36 protein-coding genes, 7 tRNA genes, 3 rRNA genes and 1 pseudogene are annotated in these 25,992 nt (G+C 44.7%); 1 reads left to right on the plus strand and 46 read right to left on the minus strand.

Going from position 1 to position 25,992, the window contains the following annotated elements; translation table 11 throughout:
• Positions 1–27 precede the first annotated feature (27 nt).
• From J6836_RS16300 to J6836_RS16485, 38 genes and pseudogenes are all read right to left on the minus strand, one after another.
• Positions 28–198, minus strand: a pseudogene (locus tag J6836_RS16300) (alternative ribosome-rescue factor A); the annotation flags it as partial.
• A gap of 31 nt (positions 199–229) precedes the next feature.
• Positions 230–646 (minus strand): Zn(2+)-responsive transcriptional regulator, encoded by a 417-nt coding sequence (zntR, locus tag J6836_RS16305; RefSeq protein WP_219249538.1) that lies wholly within the window; start codon positions 644–646, stop codon positions 230–232.
• 135 nt (positions 647–781) lie between these two features.
• Positions 782–1,168 (minus strand): 50S ribosomal protein L17, encoded by a 387-nt coding sequence (rplQ, locus tag J6836_RS16310; RefSeq protein WP_014657271.1) that lies wholly within the window; start codon positions 1,166–1,168, stop codon positions 782–784.
• A gap of 37 nt (positions 1,169–1,205) precedes the next feature.
• A complete protein-coding gene (locus J6836_RS16315) occupies positions 1,206–2,195 on the minus strand; it encodes a DNA-directed RNA polymerase subunit alpha (protein WP_206086923.1) in 990 nt (329 codons plus the stop codon).
• Positions 2,196–2,220: 25 nt separating this feature from the next.
• Entirely contained in the window at positions 2,221–2,841 is a 621-nt protein-coding gene (gene rpsD, locus J6836_RS16320) for a 30S ribosomal protein S4 (protein WP_004265487.1), read from the minus strand.
• Positions 2,842–2,878: 37 nt separating this feature from the next.
• Positions 2,879–3,268: a 30S ribosomal protein S11 gene (gene rpsK / locus J6836_RS16325; protein ID WP_004388621.1), complete on the minus strand. Its 390-nt coding sequence runs from the start codon at positions 3,266–3,268 to the stop codon at positions 2,879–2,881.
• A 16-nt stretch (positions 3,269–3,284) separates the two neighbouring features.
• A complete protein-coding gene (rpsM, locus tag J6836_RS16330) occupies positions 3,285–3,641 on the minus strand; it encodes a 30S ribosomal protein S13 (RefSeq protein WP_004907144.1) in 357 nt (118 codons plus the stop codon).
• Between the two features lie 145 nt (positions 3,642–3,786).
• Complete coding sequence (gene rpmJ / locus J6836_RS16335) at positions 3,787–3,903, minus strand: 50S ribosomal protein L36 (RefSeq protein ID WP_206086922.1); 117 nt, start codon at positions 3,901–3,903, stop codon at positions 3,787–3,789.
• Positions 3,904–3,948: 45 nt separating this feature from the next.
• A complete protein-coding gene (gene secY / locus J6836_RS16340; protein ID WP_004265481.1) occupies positions 3,949–5,274 on the minus strand; it encodes a preprotein translocase subunit SecY in 1,326 nt (441 codons plus the stop codon).
• A gap of 7 nt (positions 5,275–5,281) precedes the next feature.
• On the minus strand, positions 5,282–5,716 hold the full coding sequence (gene rplO, locus J6836_RS16345) for a 50S ribosomal protein L15 (protein WP_206086920.1): 435 nt from the start codon (positions 5,714–5,716) through the stop codon (positions 5,282–5,284).
• Between the two features lie 3 nt (positions 5,717–5,719).
• Entirely contained in the window at positions 5,720–5,899 is a 180-nt protein-coding gene (gene rpmD / locus J6836_RS16350) for a 50S ribosomal protein L30 (protein ID WP_004265475.1), read from the minus strand.
• A gap of 6 nt (positions 5,900–5,905) precedes the next feature.
• Positions 5,906–6,406: a 30S ribosomal protein S5 gene (gene rpsE / locus J6836_RS16355; RefSeq protein WP_006657022.1), complete on the minus strand. Its 501-nt coding sequence runs from the start codon at positions 6,404–6,406 to the stop codon at positions 5,906–5,908.
• Positions 6,407–6,420: 14 nt separating this feature from the next.
• Entirely contained in the window at positions 6,421–6,774 is a 354-nt protein-coding gene (rplR, locus tag J6836_RS16360; RefSeq protein WP_006657021.1) for a 50S ribosomal protein L18, read from the minus strand.
• A gap of 9 nt (positions 6,775–6,783) precedes the next feature.
• On the minus strand, positions 6,784–7,317 hold the full coding sequence (gene rplF / locus J6836_RS16365; protein ID WP_219244999.1) for a 50S ribosomal protein L6: 534 nt from the start codon (positions 7,315–7,317) through the stop codon (positions 6,784–6,786).
• A 14-nt stretch (positions 7,318–7,331) separates the two neighbouring features.
• Positions 7,332–7,724 carry a 30S ribosomal protein S8 gene (rpsH, locus tag J6836_RS16370; protein WP_004907134.1) on the minus strand — a complete coding sequence of 131 codons (393 nt, stop codon included), beginning with the start codon at positions 7,722–7,724 and terminating at the stop codon, positions 7,332–7,334.
• Positions 7,725–7,753: 29 nt separating this feature from the next.
• Positions 7,754–8,059, minus strand: a complete 306-nt coding sequence (rpsN, locus tag J6836_RS16375) for a 30S ribosomal protein S14 (RefSeq protein ID WP_004265458.1) — start codon at positions 8,057–8,059, stop codon at positions 7,754–7,756.
• Between the two features lie 12 nt (positions 8,060–8,071).
• On the minus strand, positions 8,072–8,611 hold the full coding sequence (rplE, locus tag J6836_RS16380; protein WP_206086918.1) for a 50S ribosomal protein L5: 540 nt from the start codon (positions 8,609–8,611) through the stop codon (positions 8,072–8,074).
• Positions 8,612–8,626: 15 nt separating this feature from the next.
• Positions 8,627–8,941: a 50S ribosomal protein L24 gene (gene rplX, locus J6836_RS16385; RefSeq protein ID WP_047756683.1), complete on the minus strand. Its 315-nt coding sequence runs from the start codon at positions 8,939–8,941 to the stop codon at positions 8,627–8,629.
• Between the two features lie 10 nt (positions 8,942–8,951).
• Positions 8,952–9,323 (minus strand): 50S ribosomal protein L14, encoded by a 372-nt coding sequence (rplN, locus tag J6836_RS16390; RefSeq protein WP_004265449.1) that lies wholly within the window; start codon positions 9,321–9,323, stop codon positions 8,952–8,954.
• A 176-nt stretch (positions 9,324–9,499) separates the two neighbouring features.
• A complete protein-coding gene (gene rpsQ / locus J6836_RS16395; RefSeq protein ID WP_042847566.1) occupies positions 9,500–9,754 on the minus strand; it encodes a 30S ribosomal protein S17 in 255 nt (84 codons plus the stop codon).
• The gene (gene rpmC / locus J6836_RS16400) at positions 9,754–9,945 is read right to left on the minus strand and encodes a 50S ribosomal protein L29 (protein ID WP_206086917.1); all 192 of its coding nucleotides are present in this window, start codon (positions 9,943–9,945) and stop codon (positions 9,754–9,756) included. The genes rpsQ and rpmC overlap by 1 nt, the downstream gene beginning before the upstream one ends.
• A complete protein-coding gene (gene rplP / locus J6836_RS16405; protein WP_004265436.1) occupies positions 9,945–10,355 on the minus strand; it encodes a 50S ribosomal protein L16 in 411 nt (136 codons plus the stop codon). Before rplP ends, rpmC begins: the two co-directional genes overlap by 1 nt.
• A 12-nt stretch (positions 10,356–10,367) precedes the next feature.
• Positions 10,368–11,069, minus strand: coding sequence for a 30S ribosomal protein S3 (gene rpsC / locus J6836_RS16410; RefSeq protein ID WP_004907131.1), 702 nt, complete (start codon positions 11,067–11,069; stop codon positions 10,368–10,370).
• A gap of 17 nt (positions 11,070–11,086) precedes the next feature.
• Complete coding sequence (gene rplV / locus J6836_RS16415) at positions 11,087–11,419, minus strand: 50S ribosomal protein L22 (protein ID WP_206086916.1); 333 nt, start codon at positions 11,417–11,419, stop codon at positions 11,087–11,089.
• 15 nt (positions 11,420–11,434) lie between these two features.
• On the minus strand, positions 11,435–11,713 hold the full coding sequence (gene rpsS / locus J6836_RS16420; RefSeq protein ID WP_004265426.1) for a 30S ribosomal protein S19: 279 nt from the start codon (positions 11,711–11,713) through the stop codon (positions 11,435–11,437).
• Positions 11,714–11,727: 14 nt separating this feature from the next.
• Entirely contained in the window at positions 11,728–12,552 is an 825-nt protein-coding gene (rplB, locus tag J6836_RS16425) for a 50S ribosomal protein L2 (protein ID WP_219245000.1), read from the minus strand.
• 19 nt (positions 12,553–12,571) lie between these two features.
• Complete coding sequence (gene rplW, locus J6836_RS16430) at positions 12,572–12,874, minus strand: 50S ribosomal protein L23 (RefSeq protein WP_219245001.1); 303 nt, start codon at positions 12,872–12,874, stop codon at positions 12,572–12,574.
• Positions 12,871–13,476: a 50S ribosomal protein L4 gene (rplD, locus tag J6836_RS16435; RefSeq protein ID WP_219245002.1), complete on the minus strand. Its 606-nt coding sequence runs from the start codon at positions 13,474–13,476 to the stop codon at positions 12,871–12,873. The genes rplW and rplD overlap by 4 nt, the downstream gene beginning before the upstream one ends.
• Positions 13,477–13,492: 16 nt before the next feature.
• Positions 13,493–14,122: a 50S ribosomal protein L3 gene (rplC, locus tag J6836_RS16440; protein ID WP_219245003.1), complete on the minus strand. Its 630-nt coding sequence runs from the start codon at positions 14,120–14,122 to the stop codon at positions 13,493–13,495.
• Positions 14,123–14,154: 32 nt separating this feature from the next.
• Positions 14,155–14,466, minus strand: coding sequence for a 30S ribosomal protein S10 (gene rpsJ, locus J6836_RS16445; RefSeq protein WP_001181005.1), 312 nt, complete (start codon positions 14,464–14,466; stop codon positions 14,155–14,157).
• A gap of 346 nt (positions 14,467–14,812) precedes the next feature.
• Positions 14,813–15,286, minus strand: coding sequence for a bacterioferritin (gene bfr / locus J6836_RS16450; RefSeq protein ID WP_219245004.1), 474 nt, complete (start codon positions 15,284–15,286; stop codon positions 14,813–14,815).
• Positions 15,287–15,411: 125 nt separating this feature from the next.
• Entirely contained in the window at positions 15,412–15,612 is a 201-nt protein-coding gene (bfd, locus tag J6836_RS16455) for a bacterioferritin-associated ferredoxin (RefSeq protein WP_219245005.1), read from the minus strand.
• Between the two features lie 93 nt (positions 15,613–15,705).
• A complete protein-coding gene (locus tag J6836_RS16460) occupies positions 15,706–16,449 on the minus strand; it encodes an SDR family NAD(P)-dependent oxidoreductase (protein ID WP_219245006.1) in 744 nt (247 codons plus the stop codon).
• Between the two features lie 240 nt (positions 16,450–16,689).
• Complete coding sequence (tuf, locus tag J6836_RS16465; RefSeq protein WP_219245007.1) at positions 16,690–17,874, minus strand: elongation factor Tu; 1,185 nt, start codon at positions 17,872–17,874, stop codon at positions 16,690–16,692.
• A 118-nt stretch (positions 17,875–17,992) separates the two neighbouring features.
• A tRNA-Thr gene (locus J6836_RS16470) sits at positions 17,993–18,068 on the minus strand.
• Between the two features lie 6 nt (positions 18,069–18,074).
• Positions 18,075–18,149, minus strand: a tRNA-Gly gene (locus J6836_RS16475).
• Between the two features lie 74 nt (positions 18,150–18,223).
• A tRNA-Tyr gene (locus J6836_RS16480) sits at positions 18,224–18,308 on the minus strand.
• 15 nt (positions 18,309–18,323) lie between these two features.
• Positions 18,324–18,399, minus strand: a tRNA-Thr gene (locus J6836_RS16485).
• Between the two features lie 427 nt (positions 18,400–18,826).
• On the opposite strand from J6836_RS16485, the gene coaA reads away from it, so the two are divergent.
• The gene (gene coaA / locus J6836_RS16490; protein ID WP_219245008.1) at positions 18,827–19,777 is read left to right on the plus strand and encodes a type I pantothenate kinase; all 951 of its coding nucleotides are present in this window, start codon (positions 18,827–18,829) and stop codon (positions 19,775–19,777) included.
• 37 nt (positions 19,778–19,814) lie between these two features.
• Here coaA and birA read toward each other — a convergent pair whose 3' ends face one another.
• From birA to J6836_RS16530, 8 genes are all read right to left on the minus strand, one after another.
• Positions 19,815–20,789: a bifunctional biotin--[acetyl-CoA-carboxylase] ligase/biotin operon repressor BirA gene (birA, locus tag J6836_RS16495; protein ID WP_219245009.1), complete on the minus strand. Its 975-nt coding sequence runs from the start codon at positions 20,787–20,789 to the stop codon at positions 19,815–19,817.
• Complete coding sequence (gene murB / locus J6836_RS16500) at positions 20,786–21,820, minus strand: UDP-N-acetylmuramate dehydrogenase (protein WP_219245010.1); 1,035 nt, start codon at positions 21,818–21,820, stop codon at positions 20,786–20,788. The genes birA and murB overlap by 4 nt, the downstream gene beginning before the upstream one ends.
• A gap of 176 nt (positions 21,821–21,996) precedes the next feature.
• A 5S ribosomal RNA gene (gene rrf, locus J6836_RS16505) occupies positions 21,997–22,112 on the minus strand.
• A gap of 26 nt (positions 22,113–22,138) precedes the next feature.
• Positions 22,139–22,214 (minus strand) — tRNA-Thr (locus J6836_RS16510).
• A 45-nt stretch (positions 22,215–22,259) separates the two neighbouring features.
• A 5S ribosomal RNA gene (gene rrf, locus J6836_RS16515) occupies positions 22,260–22,375 on the minus strand.
• Positions 22,376–22,517: 142 nt separating this feature from the next.
• Positions 22,518–25,426, minus strand: a 23S ribosomal RNA gene (locus J6836_RS16520).
• A gap of 222 nt (positions 25,427–25,648) precedes the next feature.
• Positions 25,649–25,724 (minus strand) — tRNA-Ala (locus J6836_RS16525).
• Between the two features lie 133 nt (positions 25,725–25,857).
• Positions 25,858–25,934, minus strand: a tRNA-Ile gene (locus tag J6836_RS16530).
• Positions 25,935–25,992: the final 58 nt, after the last annotated feature.

A 25,992-nucleotide genomic window follows, 5' to 3' on the forward strand; every position in this document is an offset into this window, starting at 1 on the left:
AAAAGCCAGTGGTAATAAGTAAATAAACCTATTACCGCTGGCCTCCCAGTTACTTGCCTTATTATTTTTCCCTTTTCTTGTATAACTTCCTTTTCCTTTTTTATTTTTTTCTACTCGTTGACGAAATAATGGGTCGTGAAGTAATGCCTCAATTGCATTATCTTTTATCTCACCACGTTTGTGCTGATATTTACTCATAATATACCTTCATTAGTTTCAGTTAATAGCCTTAATAAACCTTAGATGCCCCTCGCTCTAAAATTTCCATAATAGAGCAGTATGTTGTCGCATGCTCATCACCACAACATGCAGAACTCAGCATCTTCAGTGAATCGCGCATAATAATAAGCTCTTGAATCTTTTTTTCAACTTCCAGTAATCTGATATCAACAATATGTTTAGATTCCTGACAAGTATGGTGTTCCGGGTCAACTCGAATAGACAACAATTCAGCAATCGCTTCTAAAGTAAAACCCAATTGCTTTGCATAACGGATAAAACGTAACCTCTGAAGGTCTTGTTCTGTAAATAACCGATAACCACCTTCAGTACGTACTTTGTGCCCCATCAACCCCTGCTTTTCATAAAAACGAATCGTATCTGGCGTCACATCCGCTAACTTAGCAATTTCACCTATCTTATACATGCTCATAATACTTTACCTATAGATATGGATTGATTGTAGGAAATTCAAGAGGAGAACAGGTAACTCGAAAGGTAAGAATAGCAGGTACAAAAAAACCGGGCAAATATACCCGGTTTTCTTGAAAGCGACTGTAGATTACTCTGCAGCTGCTTCTTGAGACTCAACAGCACGGTCAACAAGCTCGATGTAAGCCATCGGAGCGTTGTCGCCTGTACGGAAGCCACACTTAAGAATACGAGTGTAACCACCTGCACGAGCTGCGAAACGAGGTCCCAGTTCATTAAATAATTTTGCAACGATCTCGTTATCACGAGTACGTGCGAATGCCAGACGACGATTAGCTACGCTGTCGGTCTTGGCAAGAGTAATCAGCGGCTCAACGACGCGACGCAGTTCTTTCGCTTTAGGCAGAGTCGTCTTGATAATCTCATGACGAACTAAAGAACCAGCCATGTTACGGAACATAGCTTGGCGGTGGCTGCTGTTGCGGTTCAATTGACGACCACTCTTACGATGGCGCATGACCTTATCCTTCTCAGTAAAACCTTAACCTGTGATCTTAATCATCAGCAATACTTGCTGGTGGCCAATTTTCTAAGCGCATGCCCAGAGAAAGACCACGAGATGCCAAGACGTCCTTAATTTCAGTAAGAGATTTCTTACCAAGGTTAGGCGTTTTAAGCAACTCAACTTCTGTACGCTGTACCAGATCACCGATGTAGTGGATAGCTTCTGCTTTGAGGCAGTTAGCAGAGCGGACAGTCAATTCCAGATCGTCAACTGGGCGCAGTAAGATAGGATCGAATTCTGGTTTTTCTTCTTTAACTTCTGGTTGACGTACATCACGTAAATCAACAAAAGCTTCAAGTTGTTCAGCCAGAATGGTCGCTGCACGGCGAATCGCCTCTTCAGGATCGATTGTACCATTAGTTTCCATTTCGATTACTAACTTATCCAAGTCAGTACGTTGCTCAACACGAGCTGCTTCAACATTGTAGGCAATACGCTCTACAGGGCTGTAGCAAGCATCGACTAACAAACGACCGATTGGGCGCTCATCTTCTTCCGAATGAACTCGGGCAGAAGCCGGCACATAACCACGACCACGCTGAACTTTAATACGCATATTAATAGATGCGTTTTCGTCAGTCAGGTGGCAGATGATGTGCTGTGGCTTGACGATTTCGACATCACCATCATGGATGATGTCGGCTGCAGTCACAGGGCCAATGCCAGATTTATTCAAGGTTAAAATAACTTCATCTTTCCCCTGAACTTTTACCGCCAGCCCTTTCAGGTTGAGGAGAATCTCCAGGATATCTTCCTGTACACCTTCTTTGGTGCTGTACTCATGCAGTACACCATCAATCTCAACCTCTGTCACCGCACAACCCGGCATAGACGAAAGCAGAATACGGCGCAGTGCGTTACCAAGAGTATGGCCAAAGCCACGCTCTAAAGGCTCAAGGGTCACCTTAGCGTGCGTCGAACTCACTTGCTCGATATCTACCAGGCGCGGTTTTAGAAACTCTGTCACAGAACCCTGCATTGTGTCCTCTCTTTGGTGCTAAGCTTTACTTGGAGTAAAGCTCGACGATCAGGTGTTCGTTAATGTCCGCAGACAAGTCAGTACGTTCAGGAATACGTTTGAACACACCTTCCATTTTAGCAGCATCAACTTCCAGCCAAGTTGGCTTCTCACGCTGTTCAGCCAGCTCTAAAGCAGCCTTAATACGAGACTGTTTTTTAGCTTTCTCACGAACGCTGATAACGTCATTCGGGGAAACCTGATAAGAAGCGATATTAACAACACGACCATTTACCATGATAGCTTTGTGGCTAACCATTTGACGTGCTTCCGCGCGAGTTGCGCCAAAGCCCATACGGTAAACGACGTTATCAAGACGACCTTCCAGCAGAGTCAGCAGGTTTTCACCTGTGTTGCCTTTCAGGCGTGTTGCTTCTTTGTAATAGTTACGGAATTGACGTTCCAGAACACCGTAGATACGACGAACTTTTTGTTTTTCACGTAACTGAACACCGTAGTCAGACAGACGCGGTTTACGCGCTCCGTGCTGGCCTGGTGCCTGTTCTAATTTACACTTGGTGTCAATCGCGCGAACACCAGACTTCAGAAAGAGGTCTGTTCCTTCGCGACGGCTCAGCTTGAGCTTAGGACCCAAATATCTAGCCATTTTCTTTCTCCAACAGTCCTAAAAAAAACGAAACGTATTAAACGCGACGTTTTTTCGGTGGGCGACAACCGTTATGAGGGATAGGAGTCACATCAGTAATATTAGTGATGCGGAAACCAGCGGCGTTCAGAGCACGAATTGTTGATTCGCGACCCGGACCCGGTCCCTTAACCATAACTTCCAGGTTTTTGATTCCGTATTCTTTCACAGCTTCTGCGCAACGCTCTGCTGCAACCTGAGCTGCGAACGGAGTTGATTTGCGAGAACCACGGAAACCGGAACCACCGGCAGTTGCCCAACCTAATGCGTTACCCTGACGGTCAGTAATTGTAACGATTGTGTTGTTGAAAGAAGCATGGATATGAGCCACACCGTCTGAGACTTGTTTTCTTACACGCTTACGTGCACGAACTGGTGCCTTTGCCATTATTCAATACCCCGACTTATTTCTTGATCGGCTTACGCGGACCCTTGCGGGTACGAGCGTTAGTCTTAGTACGCTGTCCGCGCACAGGAAGACCACGACGATGACGTAAACCACGGTAACATCCAAGGTCCATCAGACGCTTGATGCTCAGGGTAATTTCACGACGTAGGTCACCTTCTACCACATACTTGGCAACTTCGTCACGCAGCTTGTCGATTTGTTCTTCAGACAGCTCACTGATCTTAACATTTTCAGCAATACCAGTTGCTTCACAGATAGCCTGTGAACGTGTTTTGCCGATTCCGAAAATCGATGTTAAAGCGATTACGGTATGTTTATGATCAGGAATGTTAATGCCTGCTATACGGGCCACTATGCACTCCTAAGTTAAAATATACATTACTGTGCTGAAAAGCCCGTTTTCAGGATACTCAAACAATAATGTATCTTAGATAAAAAAGATTGGCTGGCTAATTTAGCCAGCTCAACCCAACTTTGCAAGAAAAAAATGCTTTTTCTTAACCTTGACGTTGTTTATGTCTTGGTTCAACACTGCAAATTACACGAACGCTACCATGGCGACGGATAACTTTACAGTTACGGCATAATTTCTTGACGGAAGCACGAACTTTCATTTTTACTCTCCGTAACTTCTAGCAAACCATAATCACACTAAGTGATTATTTACCTTTAAGGTTTGCTTTCTTCAATGCAGACTCATACTGACTTGACATCATCAGAGTTTGCACTTGAGCCATAAAGTCCATGATAACGACAACCACGATTAAGAGGGAAGTACCACCAAAGTAGAAAGGTACTTTCATTGCGTCACGCATGAACTCCGGGATTAGGCAGATAAAGGTGATGTATAACGCGCCAACTAATGTCAGACGAGTCATTACCTTATCAATGTACTTGGCCGTTTGCTCTCCCGGACGAATTCCTGGTACAAATGCACCGGACTTCTTCAGGTTATCTGCTGTTTCTCTTGGGTTGAAAACCAACGCCGTATAGAAGAAACAGAAGAAGATGATCGCAGAAGCATAAAGCAACACATATAACGGTTGACCAGGCTGTAAATACATAGAAATTGTAGTCAGCCAGTCCCAGCCAGTTCCATCACCAAACCAAGATGCTATTGTACCCGGGAATAGTATGATACTGGAAGCAAAAATTGCAGGAATTACACCCGCCATATTCACTTTTAACGGTAAATGTGTACTTTGTGCTGCATAAACACGGCGCCCTTGCTGACGTTTGGCGTAATTAACGACGATACGACGCTGACCACGTTCCATAAATACAACAAAGAAAGTTACCGCGAATACTAATACCGCAACCAACAGCAACAGGAGGAAGTGCAGATCGCCTTGCCGAGCTTGCTCGATGGTATGGCCAATGGCCGGCGGTAATCCCGCAACAATACCAGCGAAGATAATGATTGAAATACCGTTACCGATACCTCTTTCAGTTATCTGTTCACCTAACCACATCAGGAACATAGTTCCTGTGACTAAGCTAACAACTGCCGTAAAGTAGAACGGGAGGCCTGGATCAATCACTAATCCTTGCATCCCTGGCATATTCGGTAGACCCATTGCAATACCAATAGATTGGAATATTGCTAATACCAGAGTACCCCAGCGAGTATATTGGCTTATCTTCCGACGACCTGCTTCTCCTTCCTTCTTGATCTCTGCTAACCGTGGATTAACCACTGATAATAATTGGATTATGATCGATGCCGAAATATACGGCATGATACCCAAAGCAAAGATAGAAGCACGGCTAAGAGCACCACCAGAGAACATGTTAAACATTTCAATGATGGTGCCTTGTTGCTGTTCGAGCAATTTGGCAAGCACAGTGGCATCAATACCAGGGATTGGAATAAAAGAACCAATTCGGAAAACAATTAGCGCACCAATTACAAACAAAAGTCTGCGTTTAAGTTCGCCAGCTCCACCTTTGGCACTTTGAAAATCTAATCCTGGTTGTTTAGCCATCTGTCACTTATTCCTCAATTTTACCGCCGGCAGCTTCGATTGCAGCGCGAGCACCTTTAGTAACACGAAGGCCACGTACAGTAACTGCACGGTTCACTTCGCCAGACAGAATAACTTTCGCAAATTCAATCTGGATGCCAACAACGTTCGCGGCTTTCAGTGCGTTCAGATCAATAACATCGCCTTCAACAGCAGCAAAATCAGACAGACGAATCTCTGCAGTGATCATTGCTTTACGTGAAGTGAAGCCGAATTTCGGCAAACGACGGTATAAAGGCATCTGGCCGCCTTCGAAACCACGACGTACGCCACCGCCAGAACGAGATTTCTGACCTTTGTGACCACGGCCGCCGGTTTTACCCAGACCAGAACCGATACCACGACCTACGCGTTTAGGCGCGTGCTTGGCACCTTCAGCCGGAGACAGAGTATTTAAACGCATCTCTTACTCCTCAACTTTAACCATGTAGGAAACCAAGTTGACCATACCACGAACAGCAGGAGTATCCTCACGCTCTACAGTATGACCAATGCGACGCAGACCTAAACCGACCAGTGTTGCCTTATGCTTAGGCAGACGACCGATTGAACTGCGAACTTGTGTAATTTTAATAGTCTTAGCCATGGCCGATTACCCCAGAATTTCTTCGACGGATTTTCCACGCTTAGCTGCGACCATTTCTGGAGACTTCATGCTGTCTAAAGCATCCAGTGTTGCACGAACCACGTTGATTGGGTTTGTGGAACCGTAGGTTTTAGCCAGTACGTTGCGAACTCCAGCTACTTCTAACACTGCACGCATTGCACCACCGGCAATGATACCGGTACCTTCGTGAGCAGGTTGCATAAACACGCGAGAACCGGTGTGTGTACCTTTCACTGGGTGGAATAATGTGCCGTTGTTAAGAGCAACGGTTTTCATACTGCGACGGGCTTTTTCCATCGCTTTCTGGATTGCTGCCGGAACTTCGCGCGCTTTGCCGTAGCCAAAACCAACGCGACCGTTACCATCACCAACTACTGTTAGTGCGGTAAAGCTGAAAATACGGCCACCTTTAACGGTTTTTGCTACGCGGTTTACCGCGATCAGCTTTTCCTGCAGTTCGCCAGCTTGTTTTTCGATGTGAGACATCTTACACCTCTACCTTAGAACTGAAGGCCAGCTTCACGGGCAGCATCTGCCAGTGCCTGGACTCTACCATGATATTGGAAACCAGAACGGTCAAAAGCAACAACAGTGATGCCTTTTTCCAGTGCGCGTTCAGCAACTAATTTACCAACTGCTGCTGCTGCGTCTTTGTTTCCAGTAAACTTAACTTGTTCATTGATAGCTTTTTCTGTAGTAGAAGCTGCAACCAATGTTTCAGAACCGTTTGGTGCGATAACCTGCGCATAAATATGGCGTGGAGTACGATGTACCACCAGGCGAGTCGCACCCAACTCTTGGATCTTACGGCGTGCGCGGGTCGCACGACGGATACGAGCTGCTTTCTTATCCATAGTGTTACCTTACTTCTTCTTAGCCTCTTTGGTACGCACGATTTCATCGGCGTAACGAACACCTTTACCTTTGTAAGGTTCAGGACGACGGTAAGCACGCAGTTCTGCTGCAACTTGACCAATCACTTGCTTATCCGCACCTTTCAGTACGATTTCAGTTTGTGTTGGACATTCAGCAGTAATGCCTGCTGGTAGTGCGTGTTCAACCGGATGCGAGAAACCTAAAGACAAGCTAACAGCGTTGCCTTTGATTGCTGCACGGTAACCAACACCAACCAGTTGAAGCTTTTTAGTGAAGCCATCGGTAACACCAATAACCATTGCATTGCACAGTGAACGAGTAGTACCCGCTTGTGCCCATGCATCTTCAAAACCATCACGTGGTCCGAAAGATAAATGGCCATCTTCATGTTTAACTTCAACTGCATTATGGATAGTACGAGTAAGCTCGCCGTTTTTACCCTTAATCGAAATAACCTGACCGTTGAGTTTTACCTCTACGCCGGCAGGAATGACGACGGGTGCTTTTGCAACACGAGACATTCTTTCCTCCCGAATTAAGCTACGTAGCAGAGAATCTCGCCACCAAGACCAGCTTGGCGAGCTGCACGATCAGTCATGACACCTTTAGAGGTAGAAACAACAGCGATACCTAAGCCAGCCATAACTTGTGGCAGCTCATCTTTTTTCTTATAGATGCGCAGACTTGGGCGGCTTACACGCTGAATGCTTTCTACGACAGCCTTACCTTGGAAATAACGTAAAGTCAGTTCCAGTTCTGGCTTGATGTCGCCTTCAATTTTAAAATCTTCGATATAACCTTCTTCCTTCAGCACTTTGGCAATCGCCACTTTCAGCTTGGAGGAAGGCATGGTGACCGCAACTTTGTTCGCGGCCTGACCGTTACGGATACGGGTCAGCATATCCGCGATGGGATCTTGCATGCTCATCTGTCTTTACTCCCGTGATTCAAATGGAATTACCAACTTGCCTTTTTAAGGCCCGGGATTTCACCACGCATAGCGGCTTCACGGACTTTAATACGGCTCAGACCAAACTTCCGCAGGAAACCGTGCGGACGCCCTGTTTGACGGCAGCGGTTACGCTGACGAGAAGGACTTGAATCACGTGGCAGTGTTTGCAGCTTGAGAACAGCGTCCCAGCGATCTTCATCGGATGCTTTAACATCAGAGATGATAGCTTTTAATTCAACGCGTTTTGCGAAGAACTTCTCAGCTAATTTAGCACGTTTAACATCACGCGCTTTCATAGATTTCTTAGCCATGAGTACCCTGCCTTACTTGCGGAACGGGAAGTTGAACGCTGCTAACAGTGCGCGACCTTCGTCATCTGATTTCGCAGTAGTGGTGATAGTAATATCTAAACCACGTACGCGATCCACTTTATCGTAATCGATTTCAGGGAAGATGATTTGTTCACGAACACCCATGCTGTAGTTACCGCGACCATCGAAAGACTTAGCGGACAAGCCACGGAAGTCACGAATACGTGGTACAGCAATAGAAATCAGACGCTCAAGGAACTCCCACATGCGTTCGCCACGCAGGGTTACTTTACAGCCGATTGGATAGCCCTGACGGATTTTGAAGCCTGCAACAGATTTGCGTGCTTTGGTGATCAATGGTTTTTGACCAGAGATAGCTGTTAAATCAGCTGCTGCGTTATCCAGCAGTTTTTTATCAGCAATCGCTTCACCAACACCCATATTCAGGGTGATCTTCTCGACCCGAGGGACTTGCATGACAGAAGAGTAACTAAACTCAGTCATGAGTTTATTAACAACTTCGTCTTTATAGTAATCATGCAGTTTCGCCATCGTATACTCCAAAAATTACTTGATAGTTTCACTGTTAGATTTGAAGAAACGGACTTTTTTGCCGTCTTCGAATCTAAAGCCTACACGGTCTGCCTTACCAGTTGCCGCGTTAAAGATTGCAACGTTAGAAACTTGAATAGCCGTTTCTTTTTCAACGATGCCACCTGGTTGATTCAGAGCCGGAACTGGCTTCTGATGTTTTTTAACCAGATTGATACCTTCAACGATAACTTTACCAGAAGAAAGAACCTGTTTTACTTTACCGCGCTTACCTTTGTCTTTACCAGTTAGCACGATAACTTCGTCATCACGACGGATTTTCGCTGCCATAGTTCGCTCCTTAGAGTACTTCAGGTGCCAGAGAGATAATTTTCATAAACTTCTCATTACGAAGTTCACGAGTTACCGGCCCAAAAATACGCGTACCGATTACTTGCTCGCTGTTATTGTTTAATAACACACAAGCATTACCATCGAAGCGAATGACAGAACCGTCAGGGCGACGTACACCCTTCTTGGTGCGCACCACTACCGCTTTCAGGACATCACCCTTTTTAACTTTACCGCGTGGAATTGCTTCTTTAACAGTAATTTTAATGATGTCGCCTACATGTGCATAGCGACGGTGCGAGCCACCTAGAACCTTGATACACATTACGCGACGTGCACCGGAGTTGTCGGCCACGTTCAGCATAGTCTGTTCTTGGATCATTTTAGTGCTCCGCTAAATGTCAACTACTACTGAGCCACCTCATTATGAAGAGGCCGTTCAAATATACCCATACTACGAGGGCGCGGCATTATAACACCACATCAACGCGATGGACAGAAAAAAATAAACGGCTCAGTCAAAAAGAGCCGTTTATTCATCACGAAAAATCTATTCTATTACAGAACAGCTTTTTCTACAACGCGAACTAAGGCCCAAGACTTAGTCTTAGACAGTGGACGAGTTTCGCGGATTTCTACCACGTCACCAATTCCACATTCATTGTTCTCGTCATGTACGTGCAATTTAGTCGTACGACGGATGAATTTACCATACAGAGGGTGTTTCACCATACGCTCGATAGCAACAACAATAGATTTCTCCATTTTATCGCTAACTACACGACCTTGCAGAGTACGGATTTTATCGCTCATTACGCACCTGCCTTCTCAGTCAGTAAAGTCTTCACACGTGCGATATCGCGACGCACTTGTTTCAACAGATGAGACTGTTGCAGCTGACCGCTTGCAGCTTGCATACGTAAATTAAATTGTTCACGCAGCAGATTCAGCAGTTCAGCATTCAGCTCTTCAACGCTTTTTACGCGCAGCTCTTGTGCTTTCATTACATCACCGTCTTAGTTACAAAGGTGGTTTTGATAGGCAGTTTCGCTGCTGCCAGAGAGAATGCCTCACGAGCCAGCTCTTCAGGCACACCGTCCATTTCGTACAGGACTTTTCCAGGCTGAATTAAGGCAACCCAATATTCTACGTTACCTTTACCTTTACCCATACGAACTTCGAGTGGTTTCTCAGTGATTGGTTTGTCTGGGAACACACGGATCCAGATTTTACCTTGACGCTTAATAGCACGGGTCATAGCACGACGTGCCGCTTCGATCTGACGTGCAGTCAGACGACCACGGCCAACAGCTTTAAGACCGAAAGTGCCGAAGCTAACATCCGTACCTTGCGCTAGACCACGGTTGCGGCCCTTGTGCACCTTACGGAATTTTGTACGCTTTGGTTGTAACATCAGCGACTCTCCTTACTTGCGGCCTTTACGCTGCTGCTTTTTAGGTTGAGCAGCTGGTTTCTCAGCTTGTTCAACAGCAGCCATACCACCCAGAATCTCACCTTTGAAGATCCATACCTTAACGCCGAGAACACCATATGTGGTGTGCGCTTCTGAAGTGTTGTAATCGATATCAGCACGTAATGTGTGCAGTGGCACACGGCCTTCACGATACCACTCGGTACGAGCGATTTCAGCACCGCCTAAACGGCCACTGACTTCAACTTTGATACCTTTAGCGCCCAGACGCATTGCGTTCTGTACTGCACGCTTCATAGCACGACGGAACATAACACGACGTTCCAGCTGTGAAGAGATGCTGTCAGCAACTAATTTTGCGTCTAGTTCTGGTTTACGAACTTCGGCGATATTGATTTGCGCAGGAACACCAGCGATATCCGCTACTGTTTTACGCAGTTTTTCAACGTCTTCACCTTTCTTACCGATAACGATACCTGGGCGAGCAGTGTGAATAGTCACACGGATGCTTTTCGCAGGACGCTCGATAACGATGCGAGAGATTGACGCTTTTGCCAGTTCTTTATTCAAGTACTGACGTACTTTAAAATCGCTGTCTAGGTTGTCAGCGAATTCATTAGTATTCGCATACCAAGTAGAGTTCCAAGGTTTGACAATACCCAGGCGAATACCATTAGGATGTACTTTCTGACCCATTGCTAGTCTCCAGAGTCTCAGCGATCGGACACAACCACAGTAATGTGGCTGGTGCGCTTAAGAATACGATCTGCACGGCCTTTCGCACGCGGCATGATGCGTTTCATAGTTGGACCATCGTCTACGAAAATTTTCGCAACTTTCAGGTCATCAATGTCAGCGCCATCGTTTTGCTCTGCGTTAGCAATTGCAGATTCAAGTACTTTCTTCACTAAACCAGCAGCTTTCTTGTTGGTGTAGGTCAGAATTTCCAGAGCTTGCGACACTTTCTTACCGCGAATCAGGTCGGCGACTAAGCGAACCTTCTGGGCAGAAGAACGAGCGTGGCGATGTATAGCTAAAGTTTCCATCTCTTCCTCCTATCCTTAACGTTTCTTAGCTTTCTTATCTGCCGCATGGCCGCGATAAGTGCGAGTCGGTGCGAATTCACCCAGTTTGTGACCAACCATTTCGTCGGTTACGAAAACTGGAACATGCTGACGACCATTATGGACAGCGATGGTCAATCCGATCATATTAGGAAAGATCGTTGAACGACGGGACCAAGTCTTGAGAGGCTTCTTGTCTCCGCTTTCCACCGCTTTCTCTACCTTCTTCAGCAAGTGCAGGTCAATGAAAGGACCTTTCTTGAGAGAACGTGGCATGGCTTATCCTCTAATTATTTTTTAGAACGATGACGTACGATGAATTGATCAGTACGCTTGTTGCTACGAGTTTTCTTACCTTTGGTCTGAACGCCCCATGGTGTTACTGGGTGTTTACCAAAGTTACGGCCTTCACCACCACCATGTGGATGGTCTACTGGGTTCATCGCAGTACCGCGAACGGTAGGACGAACACCACGCCAGCGGCTAGCACCAGCTTTACCGAGAACACGTAACATATGTTCAGCGTTACCAACTTCACCTAAGGTTGCACGGCAATCTGCTAATACTTTACGCATTTCACCAGAACGCAGACGTAATGTTACATAAGCACCATCACGAGCAACGATTTGAGCGTAAGTACCTGCTGAACGCGCTAACTGACCACCTTTACCTGGTTTCAGTTCGATATTATGAACTGTAGAACCAACAGGGATGTTGCGCATTGGCATTGCATTACCAGCTTTGATTGCTGAATCAACACCAGATTGAATCTGGTCACCAGCTTTCAGGCCTTTTGGTGCAAGAATATAACGACGTTCACCGTCTTTATATAAAACCAGTGCGATGTTCGCAGAACGGTTTGGATCATATTCCAAACGTTCAACAACTGCAGGGATACCGTCTTTGTTGCGTTTAAAGTCAACTAAACGATAATGCTGCTTGTGGCCACCACCGATGTGACGGGTAGTGATACGGCCATTGTTGTTACGACCACCGGACTTGCTCATTTTTTCTAACAGTGGTGCATAAGGTTTTCCCTTATGCAGCTCTGGGTTAACCACTTTAACTACGTGGCGACGGCCCGGAGACGTAGGTTTACATTTAACAACTGCCATTGTTCTTTACTCCTCCGACTTACTCTGCGCCGCTAATGAAGTCCAGATTCTGGCCTTCTTTCAGCGTAACGTAAGCTTTTTTCCAGTCACTACGACGACCAGAGCGCTGACCGTGGCGTTTAGTTTTGCCTTTAACCAGCAAAGTGTTAACACCTTCAACTTCAACTTCAAACAGTTTCTGTACAGCAGCTTTGATTTCTGCTTTAGTTGCGTCTTTTGCAACTTTGAGAACGATGGTGTTGCTTTTTTCCATCGCTGTAGAAGCTTTTTCAGATACATGCGGCGCGCGCAGTACTTTCAGCAGACGTTCTTCACGGATCATGCCAGCATCTCCTCAACTTGCTTCACAGCATCAGCAGTCATAACCACTTTGTCGAAAGCGATCAGGCTAACTGGGTCGATACCTGCTGCATCACGAACGTCAACCTTGTACAGGTTACGTGCTGCTAAGAACAGATTTTCATCTAATTCAGCAGTGATGATCAGAACATCTTGCAGAGCCATATCTTTCAATTTCTGTGCCAGCAACTTAGTTTTAGGTGCTTCAACAGAGAACTGTTCGACAACGATCAGACGATCTTGACGTACCAACTCAGAGAGGATGCTTTTTAAAGCACCACGGTACATCTTTTTATTAACTTTTTGACTGTGGTCCTGTGGTTTAGCTGCGAAGCTAACACCACCAGAGCGCCAGATTGGGCTCTTAACTGAACCAGAACGTGCACGGCCTGTGCCTTTTTGACGCCATGGTTTTTTACCTGAACCAGAAACTTCAGCACGAGTTTTCTGAGCACGAGTACCTTGACGAGCACCAGCTGCATACGCAACAACTACTTGGTGAACAAGCGCTTCATTGAAATCACGCCCGAAGGTAGTTTCGGAAACAGTCAGCGCGCTTTGCGCGTCTTTCATTACCAATTCCATTCCTATCTCCTCGACGTTAAGCCTTGACAGCCGGTTTTACGATCAGGTTGCTACCAGTTGCTCCTGGAACAGCACCTTTGACCAGCAGCAGGTTGCGCTCAGCGTCAACACGTACTACATCTAAGCTTTGAACAGTTACACGTTCATTACCCAGTTGGCCTGCCATTTTCTTGCCTTTGAACACTTTGCCCGGAGTCTGGTTCTGACCGATAGAACCCGGAACACGGTGTGACAAGGAGTTACCGTGAGTAGCATCTTGAGTACGGAAATTCCAGCGCTTAACTGTGCCGGCAAAACCTTTACCTTTAGATGTACCAGTAACGTCGACTTTTTTAACGTCAGCGAAAATTTCAACGCTAATGCTTTGACCTGCAGTAAACTCAGTACCTTCTTCGGTACGGAATTCGCGCAGAATACGGCCAGCTTCAACGCCAGCTTTAGCGAAATGACCTGCTTCAGGTTTAGTTACACGGTTAGCTTTTTTGCTACCAGTAGTAACCTGAATTGCATTGTAACCGTCGGTTTCTGCAGTTTTAACCTGAGTAACGCGGTTATTTTCAATTTCGATAACAGTTACAGGGATAGAAACGCCATCTTCAGTGAAGATACGAGTCATTCCCACTTTCTTACCGACTAAACCAATCATTGTTTCAACCTCTCAATCGTTCGACGACCTGATTAACCCAGGCTGATCTGCACGTCAACGCCGGCAGCCAGGTCCAGACGCATCAGAGCATCAACGGTCTTCTCGGTTGGCTCAACGATGTCAACCAGACGTTTGTGAGTGCGAATTTCGTACTGATCACGCGCGTCTTTATTAACGTGCGGAGAAATCAGAACGGTAAAACGCTCTTTACGTGTCGGCAGCGGGATAGGACCACGTACCTGCGCACCAGTGCGCTTAGCAGTCTCTACGATTTCCGCAGTTGATTGATCGATTAAACGATGATCAAAAGCTTTAAGGCGGATACGGATTCTTTGGTTCTGCATGAGACCAGAGCTCCAACTATTTTATAAACGTAAATGATTACTCCTCGTACCCATTTCGATTGATGGGAGAGTGTAATCGTCTTGGTGTAACCCCCATATCGGGAGTATTGTCTAAATGAGCAACAAATCGTTAACTCAATACTGATATTTCAGTCCTAATAAATTAGGGCTTACTCATCAGTAAGCCCGCGCATTATACGTAAATTATTGTGAAACGCAAGCAATCGGGGAAAATATGTGCGAATTTTCTGCTCATTATAACGAAAAAACGCCCAACTCTGATAAGAACAGAAATTAGGCGCTTGTATAAATCAAAAAATTTCATATAAGGTTGAACTTACAACCCCTACTCTTCGATAACTTGGGCTTGCAGATAATTTTGAATACCTAAACGAACAATTAAATCTAACTGTGTTTCTATCCAATCGATATGATTTTCTTCATCAGATAAGATTTCAATCATCAAATCTCGACTGACATAATCATGAATAGAATCTGCGTACTTAATTGCCTCTTTTAAATTTTTTGCGCCATCAAGTTCAAGCTCTAAATCTGACTTAAGCATTTCTTCCACATCTTCGCCGATATTTAGCTTACCTAAGTCTTGTAAGTTAGGAATACCTTCAAGGAAAAGAATACGTTCGATATATTTATCGGCATGTTTCATTTCATCAATTGATTCATGATATTCCATCTCATTAAGACGAGTAAGCCCCCAATTTTTAAACATACGTGCATGTAAAAAATATTGGTTAATTGCGACTAGCTCATTGCCCAACAATTTATTAAGGTGGGCTATCATTTTTTTATCGCCTTTCATTTTTACCCTCCATCGCTTCCAGTCTTATAAGTGTAGTACTGAAATTGATTAGCAGAGTAATTTTTACACAATCATTTATACAAAAGGTAATAAACTAATTGGAAGATAATTTGGAGGGCTCGTGACTATGCAACTTCAATAGCGCAAATCTCTTCTAGATGAACGAGCTCTTGTTGCAAAATCGCTCTGGTTTGCCGAATGCACTTTCCACATTCACGACCGACAGGCAATACTTGGCGCAACCCTTTTAATGAGGTAACTTGGTATTTCCTTACCGCATTTCTGATTTGCTTATCTGTAATGGCTTCACAAAGACAAACGTACATATTTTTTAGCCTGTGTAAATTATATACACATACTTTAAATAAAAATGATTCGTATTTCAATTGCCATTACAGATTATTTACACCGCCTTCTGTCTATGCTGTAAATCCGCCATCTACAAGGTACGATGACCCAGTTACAAAGGAAGCAGCATCACTTGCAAGAAAAGCAACAACATTAGCAACTTCTTCGGGCGTCCCTAATCTTTTCATTGGGTGAAGTAAGGCCAATTTTGCTTTATCAAAAACATCAGAGTCGAGAAGAGGAGTATCAATGTAACCTGGGCAAACTGCATTTACACGAATATTATGCTCTGCATAATCAAGCGCTAGCGTTTGGGTAAGTAATTTAACGCCACCCTTTGTAGCACTATAAGCCGCTAATTGAGGTTGGCCAACAAAAGAAACAATTGAACTACAATTAACAATTGCTCCAGCTTGTTTGTTTTTCAACCAATACCTAATAACTGTTCGGTTACTTAAAAAAAGGCCAGTAAGGTTGGTATCCAACTGCTTTTGCCAATTATCTAAAGATAATTTATCTGCTAGTTCAGCCATTATGATAGCTGCATTTGCAAAGAGAAAATCAATAGAACTATATTCATTAAGTGCTTGTTGTATAAGTTCATCGTTATCACTTTCTCTTGACGTATCAGCTTTAATAAACTTGACTGCATAACCTTTCGCTTTAAACATTCTTTCGGTTTCAATTCCCCGCTGTATATTTGTGCCTGTAATTATTAGAGATGCACCTAGAGATAAAAATTTCTCAGCAGCGGCAAGACCTATCCCACTCGTTCCTCCAGTCACAATTCCAACCTTGTTCACAAATGAAATCATTTTATTCTCCTTATCTAATTTGATTTAAGGATAGTCTTATTCCAACTTATGGTGTATTTACCGACACATAAGTTTCCATTTTGTGATGAGCGCAACAGATTGATATTTAATAACTAATTGTAATTTTTTCTATGGGGAACAATTTCTACAGGGAAGTTAAATCATTAGAAGAGGGATGCCAGAGGATGTAAAAAGGGCACCAAACTGGTGCCCTTCTTTAAAACTTTGTGATGCTATGTATTATGCAATGATTTTTGCAACAACACCCGCACCTACAGTACGGCCACCTTCACGGATTGCGAAACGTAAACCGTCGTCCATCGCGATTGGGTGGATCAGGGTAACGATCATGTTGATGTTATCACCTGGCATTACCATCTCTACGCCTTCTGGCAGTTCGATAGTACCTGTTACGTCAGTTGTACGGAAGTAGAACTGTGGACGGTAACCTTTGAAGAATGGAGTGTGACGACCACCTTCATCTTTGCTCAGAATATATACTTCTGATTCAAATTTAGTGTGTGGCTTGATTGAACCTGGTTTAGCAAGAACTTGACCACGTTCGATTTCTTCACGTTTAGTACCACGCAGAAGAACACCAACGTTCTCACCCGCACGGCCTTCGTCCAGTAATTTACGGAACATTTCAACGCCAGTACAAGTTGTTTTAACCGTTTCTTTGATACCAACGATTTCAACTTCTTCACCAACTTTAACGATACCACGCTCAACACGGCCTGTTACTACTGTACCACGACCTGAGATTGAGAATACGTCTTCGATTGGCAGCAGGAACGGACGGTCAATTGCACGCTCTGGTTCTGGGATGTAAGAATCCAGGTAACCTGCTAATTCAACAATTTTCGCTTCCCACTCTGGGTTGCCTTCCAGCGCTTTCAGAGCTGAACCGCGAACAACTGGAGTGTCGTCGCCTGGGAAGTCGTACTGAGACAGTAACTCACGAACTTCCATTTCAACTAATTCTAACAGTTCTTCGTCATCAACCATGTCACATTTGTTCAGGAACACGATGATGTAAGGAACGCCAACCTGACGACCTAACAGGATGTGCTCACGAGTTTGTGGCATTGGGCCATCAGTCGCAGCAACAACCAGAATTGCACCGTCCATCTGTGCAGCACCAGTGATCATGTTTTTAACATAGTCGGCGTGTCCTGGGCAGTCTACGTGTGCGTAGTGGCGAGTTGGAGTATCGTACTCTACGTGAGAAGTAGAGATGGTGATACCACGCGCTTTTTCTTCTGGTGCGTTATCGATTTGGTCGAATGCACGAGCAGAACCGCCGTAAGTTTTAGCCAGAACAGTAGTGATAGCTGCTGTCAGAGTAGTTTTACCGTGGTCAACGTGGCCGATAGTACCAACGTTAACGTGCGGTTTTGAACGTTCAAATTTTTCTTTAGACATTAGATTGTCCCTCTAAGACACGGAATCGGTGGTTAAACCACATCAACCAAGCAAGAAATTATTTCGCTTGTTTTTTTCAGGAGACAAATCAGGGAGATAATTGAGAACATAAGGGAAGTGGTGCTGATAGGCAGATTCGAACTGCCGACCTCACCCTTACCAAGGGTGTGCTCTACCAACTGAGCCATATCAGCACATCTTGGAGCGGGCAGCGGGAATCGAACCCGCATCATCAGCTTGGAAGGCTGAGGTAATAGCCATTATACGATGCCCGCAATGAACTCGGCTACCTGAGTTATCAGCTGTAAAACTTTTCCTTGAAGTTTCCTAAAGGAAAGCTTCTTGGGAATGGTGGTGGGAGAAGGATTCGAACCTTCGAAGTCTGTGACGGCAGATTTACAGTCTGCTCCCTTTGGCCGCTTGGGTATCCCACCTATCCAAATTTTTAATGGTGCCGGCACCAAGAGTCGAACTCGGGACCTACTGATTACAAGTCAGTTGCTCTACCAACTGAGCTATGCCGGCATCAAGTGCTGCGCATTCTAGGAAGAGTGAGCGCATGTTGCAACAAAAAAATTTAATTTTTTGTTCGTTTGCTTACATTTTGTTCGTTTTTTGTAATTTTGTTGATTTTTTAACTGTTTTAAGATTAAAACATCAACAACAGCTGTTAACTATAATCCATTATTCTTCGTTCCGTAAAGCCCGATAATCTATACAATTCATATTAAATATTATTTTTTAGCCCCTATCACAGTTTTAGCACTCTGATTAATCGGTTATTTTTCCAGCAAAAATGGATATTTTTTTTATGTAATTCAAAAAAAATTCACAAATATTATAAAAAAACCTACGCCTCCCCCCCATCACTCGCTATGATGCTAGCAAATTTTTTGGATACGGGTGTTTAGGCAACCTGTCCAACCTGCACAAAATAGGCAGATGTTGGTTTATGAAAAAGAACGAAAATTTTATTACTACGCCATATTTAGAATTTGATAGAGAGCATTGGGCAACATTACGTGATTCCGTCCCTTTGACATTAACATCAAGTGAGCTTCTCGAGTTAAAAGGGATTAACGAAGAGCTTTCAATGGAAGATGTTATTGAAATTTATCTACCTTTATCGCGATTATTGAATTTTTATATTAGTTCTAACTTACGTCGTCAGGCTGTCCTAGAGCAGTTTTTAGGGACTAATGAAGCAAAAGTACCTTATATCATCGGTATCGCTGGTAGCGTCGCTGTAGGCAAGAGTACAACAGCACGTTTATTACAAGCTCTGCTAACCCGTTGGCCTGAACACCGTAAAGTTGATTTAATTACAACAGATGGCTTTCTTCATCCGAACCAAGTATTAAAGGATCGGAATATTATGAAGAAAAAAGGTTTTCCACAGTCTTATGATATGAGAAAGCTGGTTAACTTTGTTTCTCAAATTAAGTCAGGAGCGCGAAATGTGCATGCGCCTGTCTATTCCCATTTAACCTACGATATTGTTCCTGACCAAGAGCAAATTATTGATCAACCAGATATTTTGATTCTTGAAGGACTTAATGTCCTACAGAGCGACATGGATTACCCACAAGATCCACACCATGTGTTTGTCTCTGACTTTGTTGATTTTTCAATTTATGTCGATGCCGCTCCTGCTTTGTTAAAACAGTGGTATATTGGTCGTTTTCTTAAGTTTAGACAAGGCGCATTCTCTGACCCCGATTCATATTTTCATAGTTATTCTAAATTGAGCGAAGAGGAAGCGATAAACATTGCTGGCTCTATTTGGGATGAAATAAATGGACTAAATCTTGAAGAGAATATTTTACCAACCAAGGAGCGAGCTAGTTTAATAATGACTAAAGGTGAAAACCACTCAATTCAAAATGTCAGACTAAGAAAATAAAAATCATATTGGCCGAATAACTCTCGGCCAATATATATTATTCGTTTGGTCGTAGTGATATTTCACCACCAATATAAGGAATTATCTCGCCATTATCTTTTTGTAATAGCAAAGCACCTTGGTCATTAATCCCACGTTCCACACCAGATATAATATCATTACCAATCAGCAACTTAACCTTACGATTTAAAAAGTTATCAAGTTTAAACCATCTATCTAAAAACGGTTTTAATCCTTCTTTTTCAAATAAAATCAATGACTCTTTTAGTGCTTGAATGATATTAGCCGATAATTCATTTCGCTCTATATCTTCAACCTCATCTCTCAATGACGCCCACTCTTGTGTTATTGTATTCGTATTCTCAATATTAGTTTTATTCATTCCAATATTAATGCCCATACCAATAATAATATGAGCTGCGTCGCCTGTTTTACCCGTTAATTCAACCAAAATACCCGCAAGTTTTTTATCATTCATATACAGGTCGTTTGGCCATTTCACTTTTACTTTTTCTTTACTTATTTTATTTAAAGTTTCTGCAATCACTATTCCAACTACGAGACTCAAACCAACCGCAGCCGCTGGGCCTTGGTCTAACTTCCAATACATAGATAAATACAAATTACAGCCAAAGGGAGAGATCCATTGGCGGCCTCTTCTACCTCGACCTGCACTTTGATATTCAGCAAGGCAAGTATCCCCCGATGTTAAGCTTGGGATTCGTTCGAGCATATATTGATTCGTAGAATCAATGACAGGTTCCACAATGATATTGACGTCATTAACGTGTTGTTTGATGCTATCTTTATTCAGTAAGTTTATTTGGTAAGGCAGCTTATATCCCTTACTCGTCACCGTTTCGATGCTCAAACCCCATGAACGCAACGTTTTAATGTGCTTATTGATTGCAGCTCGGCTCATTCCAAGCTTTTCACCAAGCTGTTCGCCAGAGTGTATTTGGGCATCCGCTAAAATATCTATTAGCTGTAAAGGAGTTGATGTCTCTTTCATCGAATATAATCCATTGCGTTAACCTCGCCATGACGGCCAATAAATCGAACTTCCGGTTCTAAAATAATATCAAAACGCTTCGCTACACTTTGGCTAACGTATTTTGCTAAGTTAACAACATCAAGCCCTGTCGCTCTATGTTTATTAATTAAAACAAGTGCCTGCTGAGTATGAACGGCTGCACCACCTATTTCATGTCCTTTCAAGCCACACTGGTCAATAAGCCAGCCAGCCGCCAATTTAACACTACCGTCAGATTGGGTATATTGAGGACAACTTGGGTTTTCCTGCTTAATTTTTGCCGCCTTTTCAGCCGAAATAACTGGGTTTTTAAAGAAGCTCCCTGCATTGCCAGTTACTGTAGGGTCAGGTAACTTGCTTCTACGAGTTTGACAAACCGCATCAAAAACCTGCTTAGGTGTTACTGTTTCAGGATTAAATTGTATTAAGTCACCGTAGGTAAGCTTAGGCTGCCATTTTTTAGCAAATTTCAACCCCACACTAACAATCGCATAGCCATGCTGATACTTGTGTTTAAAAATACTGTCGCGATAACCAAATTGGCAATCACTCGCCGCAATACGTGAATCCTGATTAGTTTCAAGTGACAGAATGTCTACATAATCACAAATATCTTTCAGCTCAACACCATAAGCGCCGATATTTTGAATTGGTGCAGATCCCGCACACCCTGGGATCAAAGCAAGATTTTCTGCACCATGGATGCCTTTTTGTAATAACGTTTCTAGAAGCCGATGCCAATTTTCACCGGCTTGAACGTGCACATACCAATAATCGTCACACTCAGTAATTTCAATTCCTTTTAACTGATTAACGATAACGACCCCTTCGAAATTTTCTACAAATAAAACATTACTGCCCCCACCAAGTAGCAATATAGGCAGATTATTATTTTTTGCTTTAATCCATTGTTGGTGAAGAGATTGTTTATTCTCTGCTATAAAAACTGACAATGCTTTTGCATCAATACCAAAACTATTGAATGGTTTGAGTTCAGAAGTTGGGTTCATTACTACCTTCAGGGAAAATATAACGATAATGAAGTAAGTCTATCAGCCAGACTTAATCGTGGGTAGCAAGAATAATAAAATAAGATAATTTCAGACTTATTATGGAAGGTTTTATTTGTTTTTTACAAATGCTGAAAAGCAAAAAGCCACCCAATGGGTGGCTTCTTATATTTAAAACCTAGCAGTTCCCTACTCTCACATGGGGAGACCCCACACTACCATCGGCGCTACGGCGTTTCACTACTGAGTTCGGCATGGGGTCAGGTGGGACCACCGCGCTATTGCCGCTAGGTAAATTCTTTTTAAATGCCGATTATATGGTGCTGATACCCAGATTCGAACTGGGGACCTCACCCTTACCAAGGGTGTGCTCTACCAACTGAGCCATATCAGCAATATGGTGCGGTCAGTTAGTACTGACACAACCTTTAAATTTAATGTCTGGCAGTTCCCTACTCTCACATGGGGAGACCCCACACTACCATCGGCGCTACGGCGTTTCACTGCTGAGTTCGGCATGGGGTCAGGTGGGACCACCGCGCTATTGCCGCCAGACAAATTCGGTTTCGTTCCCGTTTAGCATCATTTCTCACTAAACCAGAACTTCAATCTTGAACAAGCTGTGTGTCCTTCGCCTTTCGGCTTCTCACGTTCTTTGAAAATCAACTCAATCTCTCTAAAACACCTTCGGTGTTGTCAGGTTAAGCCTCACGGTTCATTAGTATTGGTTAGCTCAACGTATCGCTACGCTTACACACCCAACCTATCAACGTCTTAGTCTTAAACGTTCCTTTAGGACCCTTAAAGGGTCAGGGAAGACTCATCTCAAGGCAAGTTTCCCGCTTAGATGCTTTCAGCGGTTATCTTTTCCGCACTTAGCTACCGGGCAATGCCATTGGCATGACAACCCGAACACCAGTGGTGCGTCCACTCCGGTCCTCTCGTACTAGGAGCAGCCCCTTTCAATCTTCCAACGCCCACGGCAGATAGGGACCGAACTGTCTCACGACGTTCTAAACCCAGCTCGCGTACCACTTTAAACGGCGAACAGCCGTACCCTTGGGACCTACTTCAGCCCCAGGATGTGATGAGCCGACATCGAGGTGCCAAACACCGCCGTCGATATGAACTCTTGGGCGGTATCAGCCTGTTATCCCCGGAGTACCTTTTATCCGTTGAGCGATGGCCCTTCCATTCAGAACCACCGGATCACTAAGACCTACTTTCGTACCTGCTCGAGCCGTCACTCTCGCAGTCAAGCTGGCTTATGCCTTTGCACTAACCGCATGATGTCCGACCATGCTTAGCCAACCTTCGTGCTCCTCCGTTACTCTTTGGGAGGAGACCGCCCCAGTCAAACTACCCACCAGACACTGTCCGCACCCCGGATAACGGGGCAACGTTAGAACATCAAACATTAAAGGGTGGTATTTCAAGGTTGGCTCCACGCAGACTGGCGTCCACGCTTCGAAGCCTCCCACCTATCCTACACATCAAGGCTCAATGTTCAGTGTCAAGCTATAGTAAAGGTTCACGGGGTCTTTCCGTCTTGCCGCGGGTACACTGCATCTTCACAGCGAGTTCAATTTCACTGAGTCTCGGGTGGAGACAGCCTGGCCATCATTACGCCATTCGTGCAGGTCGGAACTTACCCGACAAGGAATTTCGCTACCTTAGGACCGTTATAGTTACGGCCGCCGTTTACTGGGGCTTCGATCAAGAGCTTCTCCTTACGGATAACCCCATCAATTAACCTTCCAGCACCGGGCAGGCGTCACACCGTATACGTCCACTTTCGTGTTTGCACAGTGCTGTGTTTTTAATAAACAGTTGCAGCCAGCTGGTATCTGCGACTGGCTTCAGCTCCATGGGTAAACCACTTCACCTAATGCCAGCGTGCCTTCTCCCGAAGTTACGGCACCATTTTGCCTAGTTCCTTCACCCGAGTTCTCTCAAGCGCCTGAGTATTCTCTACCTGACCACCTGTGTCGGTTTGGGGTACGATTAATGATAATCTAGAGCTTAGAGGCTTTTCCTGGAAGCGGGGTATGAGCTACTTCGCCACCGTAGTGACTCGTCATCAGACCTCAGCATATAGTGAACCGGATTTGCCTAATTCACCTGCCTACATCCTTAAACCGGGACAACCGTCGCCCGGCCAGCCTAACCTTCTCCGTCCCCCCATCGCAATTATCACCAGTACGGGAATATTAACCCGTTTCCCATCGACTACGCATTTCTGCCTCGCCTTAGGGGTCGACTCACCCTGCCCCGATTAACGTTGGACAGGAACCCTTGGTCTTCCGGCGTGCGGGTTTTTCACCCGCATTATCGTTACTTATGTCAGCATTCGCACTTCTGATACCTCCAGCATGTCTCACAGCACACCTTCACAGGCTTACAGAACGCTCCCCTACCCAACAATATTTACATATCGCTGCCGCAGCTTCGGTGCATAGTTTAGCCCCGTTACATCTTCCGCGCAGGCCGACTCGACCAGTGAGCTATTACGCTTTCTTTAAATGATGGCTGCTTCTAAGCCAACATCCTGGCTGTCTGAGCCTTCCCACTTCGTTTCCCACTTAACTATGACTTTGGGACCTTAGCTGGCGGTCTGGGTTGTTTCCCTCTTCACGACGAACGTTAGCACCCGCCGTGTGTCTCCCGTGATAACATTCTTCGGTATTCGTAGTTTGCATCGAGTTGGTAAGTCGGGATGACCCCCTAGTCGAAACAGTGCTCTACCCCCGAAGATGAGTTCACGAGGCGCTACCTAAATAGCTTTCGGGGAGAACCAGCTATCTCCCGGTTTGATTGGCCTTTCACCCCCAGCCACAAGTCATCCGCTAATTTTTCAACATTAGTCGGTTCGGTCCTCCAGTTAGTGTTACCCAACCTTCAACCTGCCCATGGCTAGATCACCGGGTTTCGGGTCTATACCCTGCAACTCATTCGCCCAGTTAAGACTCGGTTTCCCTACGGCTCCCCTATACGGTTAACCTTGCTACAGAATATAAGTCGCTGACCCATTATACAAAAGGTACGCAGTCACCCTGATAAATCAAGGCTCCCACTGCTTGTACGTACACGGTTTCAGGTTCTATTTCACTCCCCTCGCCGGGGTTCTTTTCGCCTTTCCCTCACGGTACTGGTTCACTATCGGTCAATCAGGAGTATTTAGCCTTGGAGGATGGTCCCCCCATATTCAGACAGGATAACACGTGTCCCGCCCTACTCGTCGAGTTCACAACACTAACACCTTCGGATACGGGGCTATCACCCTTTACTGCCGGCCTTTCCAGACCGTTCTCCTGATGCTAATGCTGATTAAGACTCTGGGCTGCTCCCCGTTCGCTCGCCGCTACTAGGGGAATCTCGGTTGATTTCTTTTCCTCGAGGTACTGAGATGTTTCAGTTCCCTCGGTTCGCCTCGTTTGACTATGTATTCATCAAACGATAGTGCAACGAATTGCACTGGGTTTCCCCATTCGGACATCGTCGGTTATAACGGTTCATATCACCTTACCGACGCTTTTCGCAGATTAGCACGTCCTTCATCGCCTCTGATTGCCTAGGCATCCACCGTGTACGCTTAGTCGCTTAACCTCACAACCCGAAGGTGTCTTTTATGTCGGTCGACGCAAAACCCGACGGTTTCGTGTCTGTTGACAACATCTTCAAGTTGAGATTTTTGAGAGACTCTCACATTGTTTAAGCGATAAACAATGTGTGTTGTTTTCAATTTTCAGCTTGTTCCAGATTGTTAAAGAGCATAATTATTCGCAATAGACTAGTTGACTAATCTATTCTGAATAATCAGAAAATTTATGGTGGAGCTAAGCGGGATCGAACCGCTGACCTCCTGCGTGCAAGGCAGGCGCTCTCCCAGCTGAGCTATAGCCCCATAAAGGTTTTTTCGGTATCTTAGTGTTTCTTTATATCGTTAATACAAAGCAAATCGCATTTAATCAAGGCGTAGATTGGCGACGTTTACAAAGGTAAACGAGCTAATCTGCAACGCAGAGTTAATGCGATTTTGGTAGGCCTGAGTGGACTTGAACCACCGACCTCACCCTTATCAGGGGTGCGCTCTAACCACCTGAGCTACAAGCCTATCGATACCGCTACTTTAATTTCATCAGACAATCTGTGTGAGCACTTCACAAAAACAC

Source organism: Providencia sp. R33, assembly GCF_019343475.1.
In the GTDB taxonomy this organism is placed as follows: Bacteria; Pseudomonadota; Gammaproteobacteria; order Enterobacterales; family Enterobacteriaceae; genus Providencia.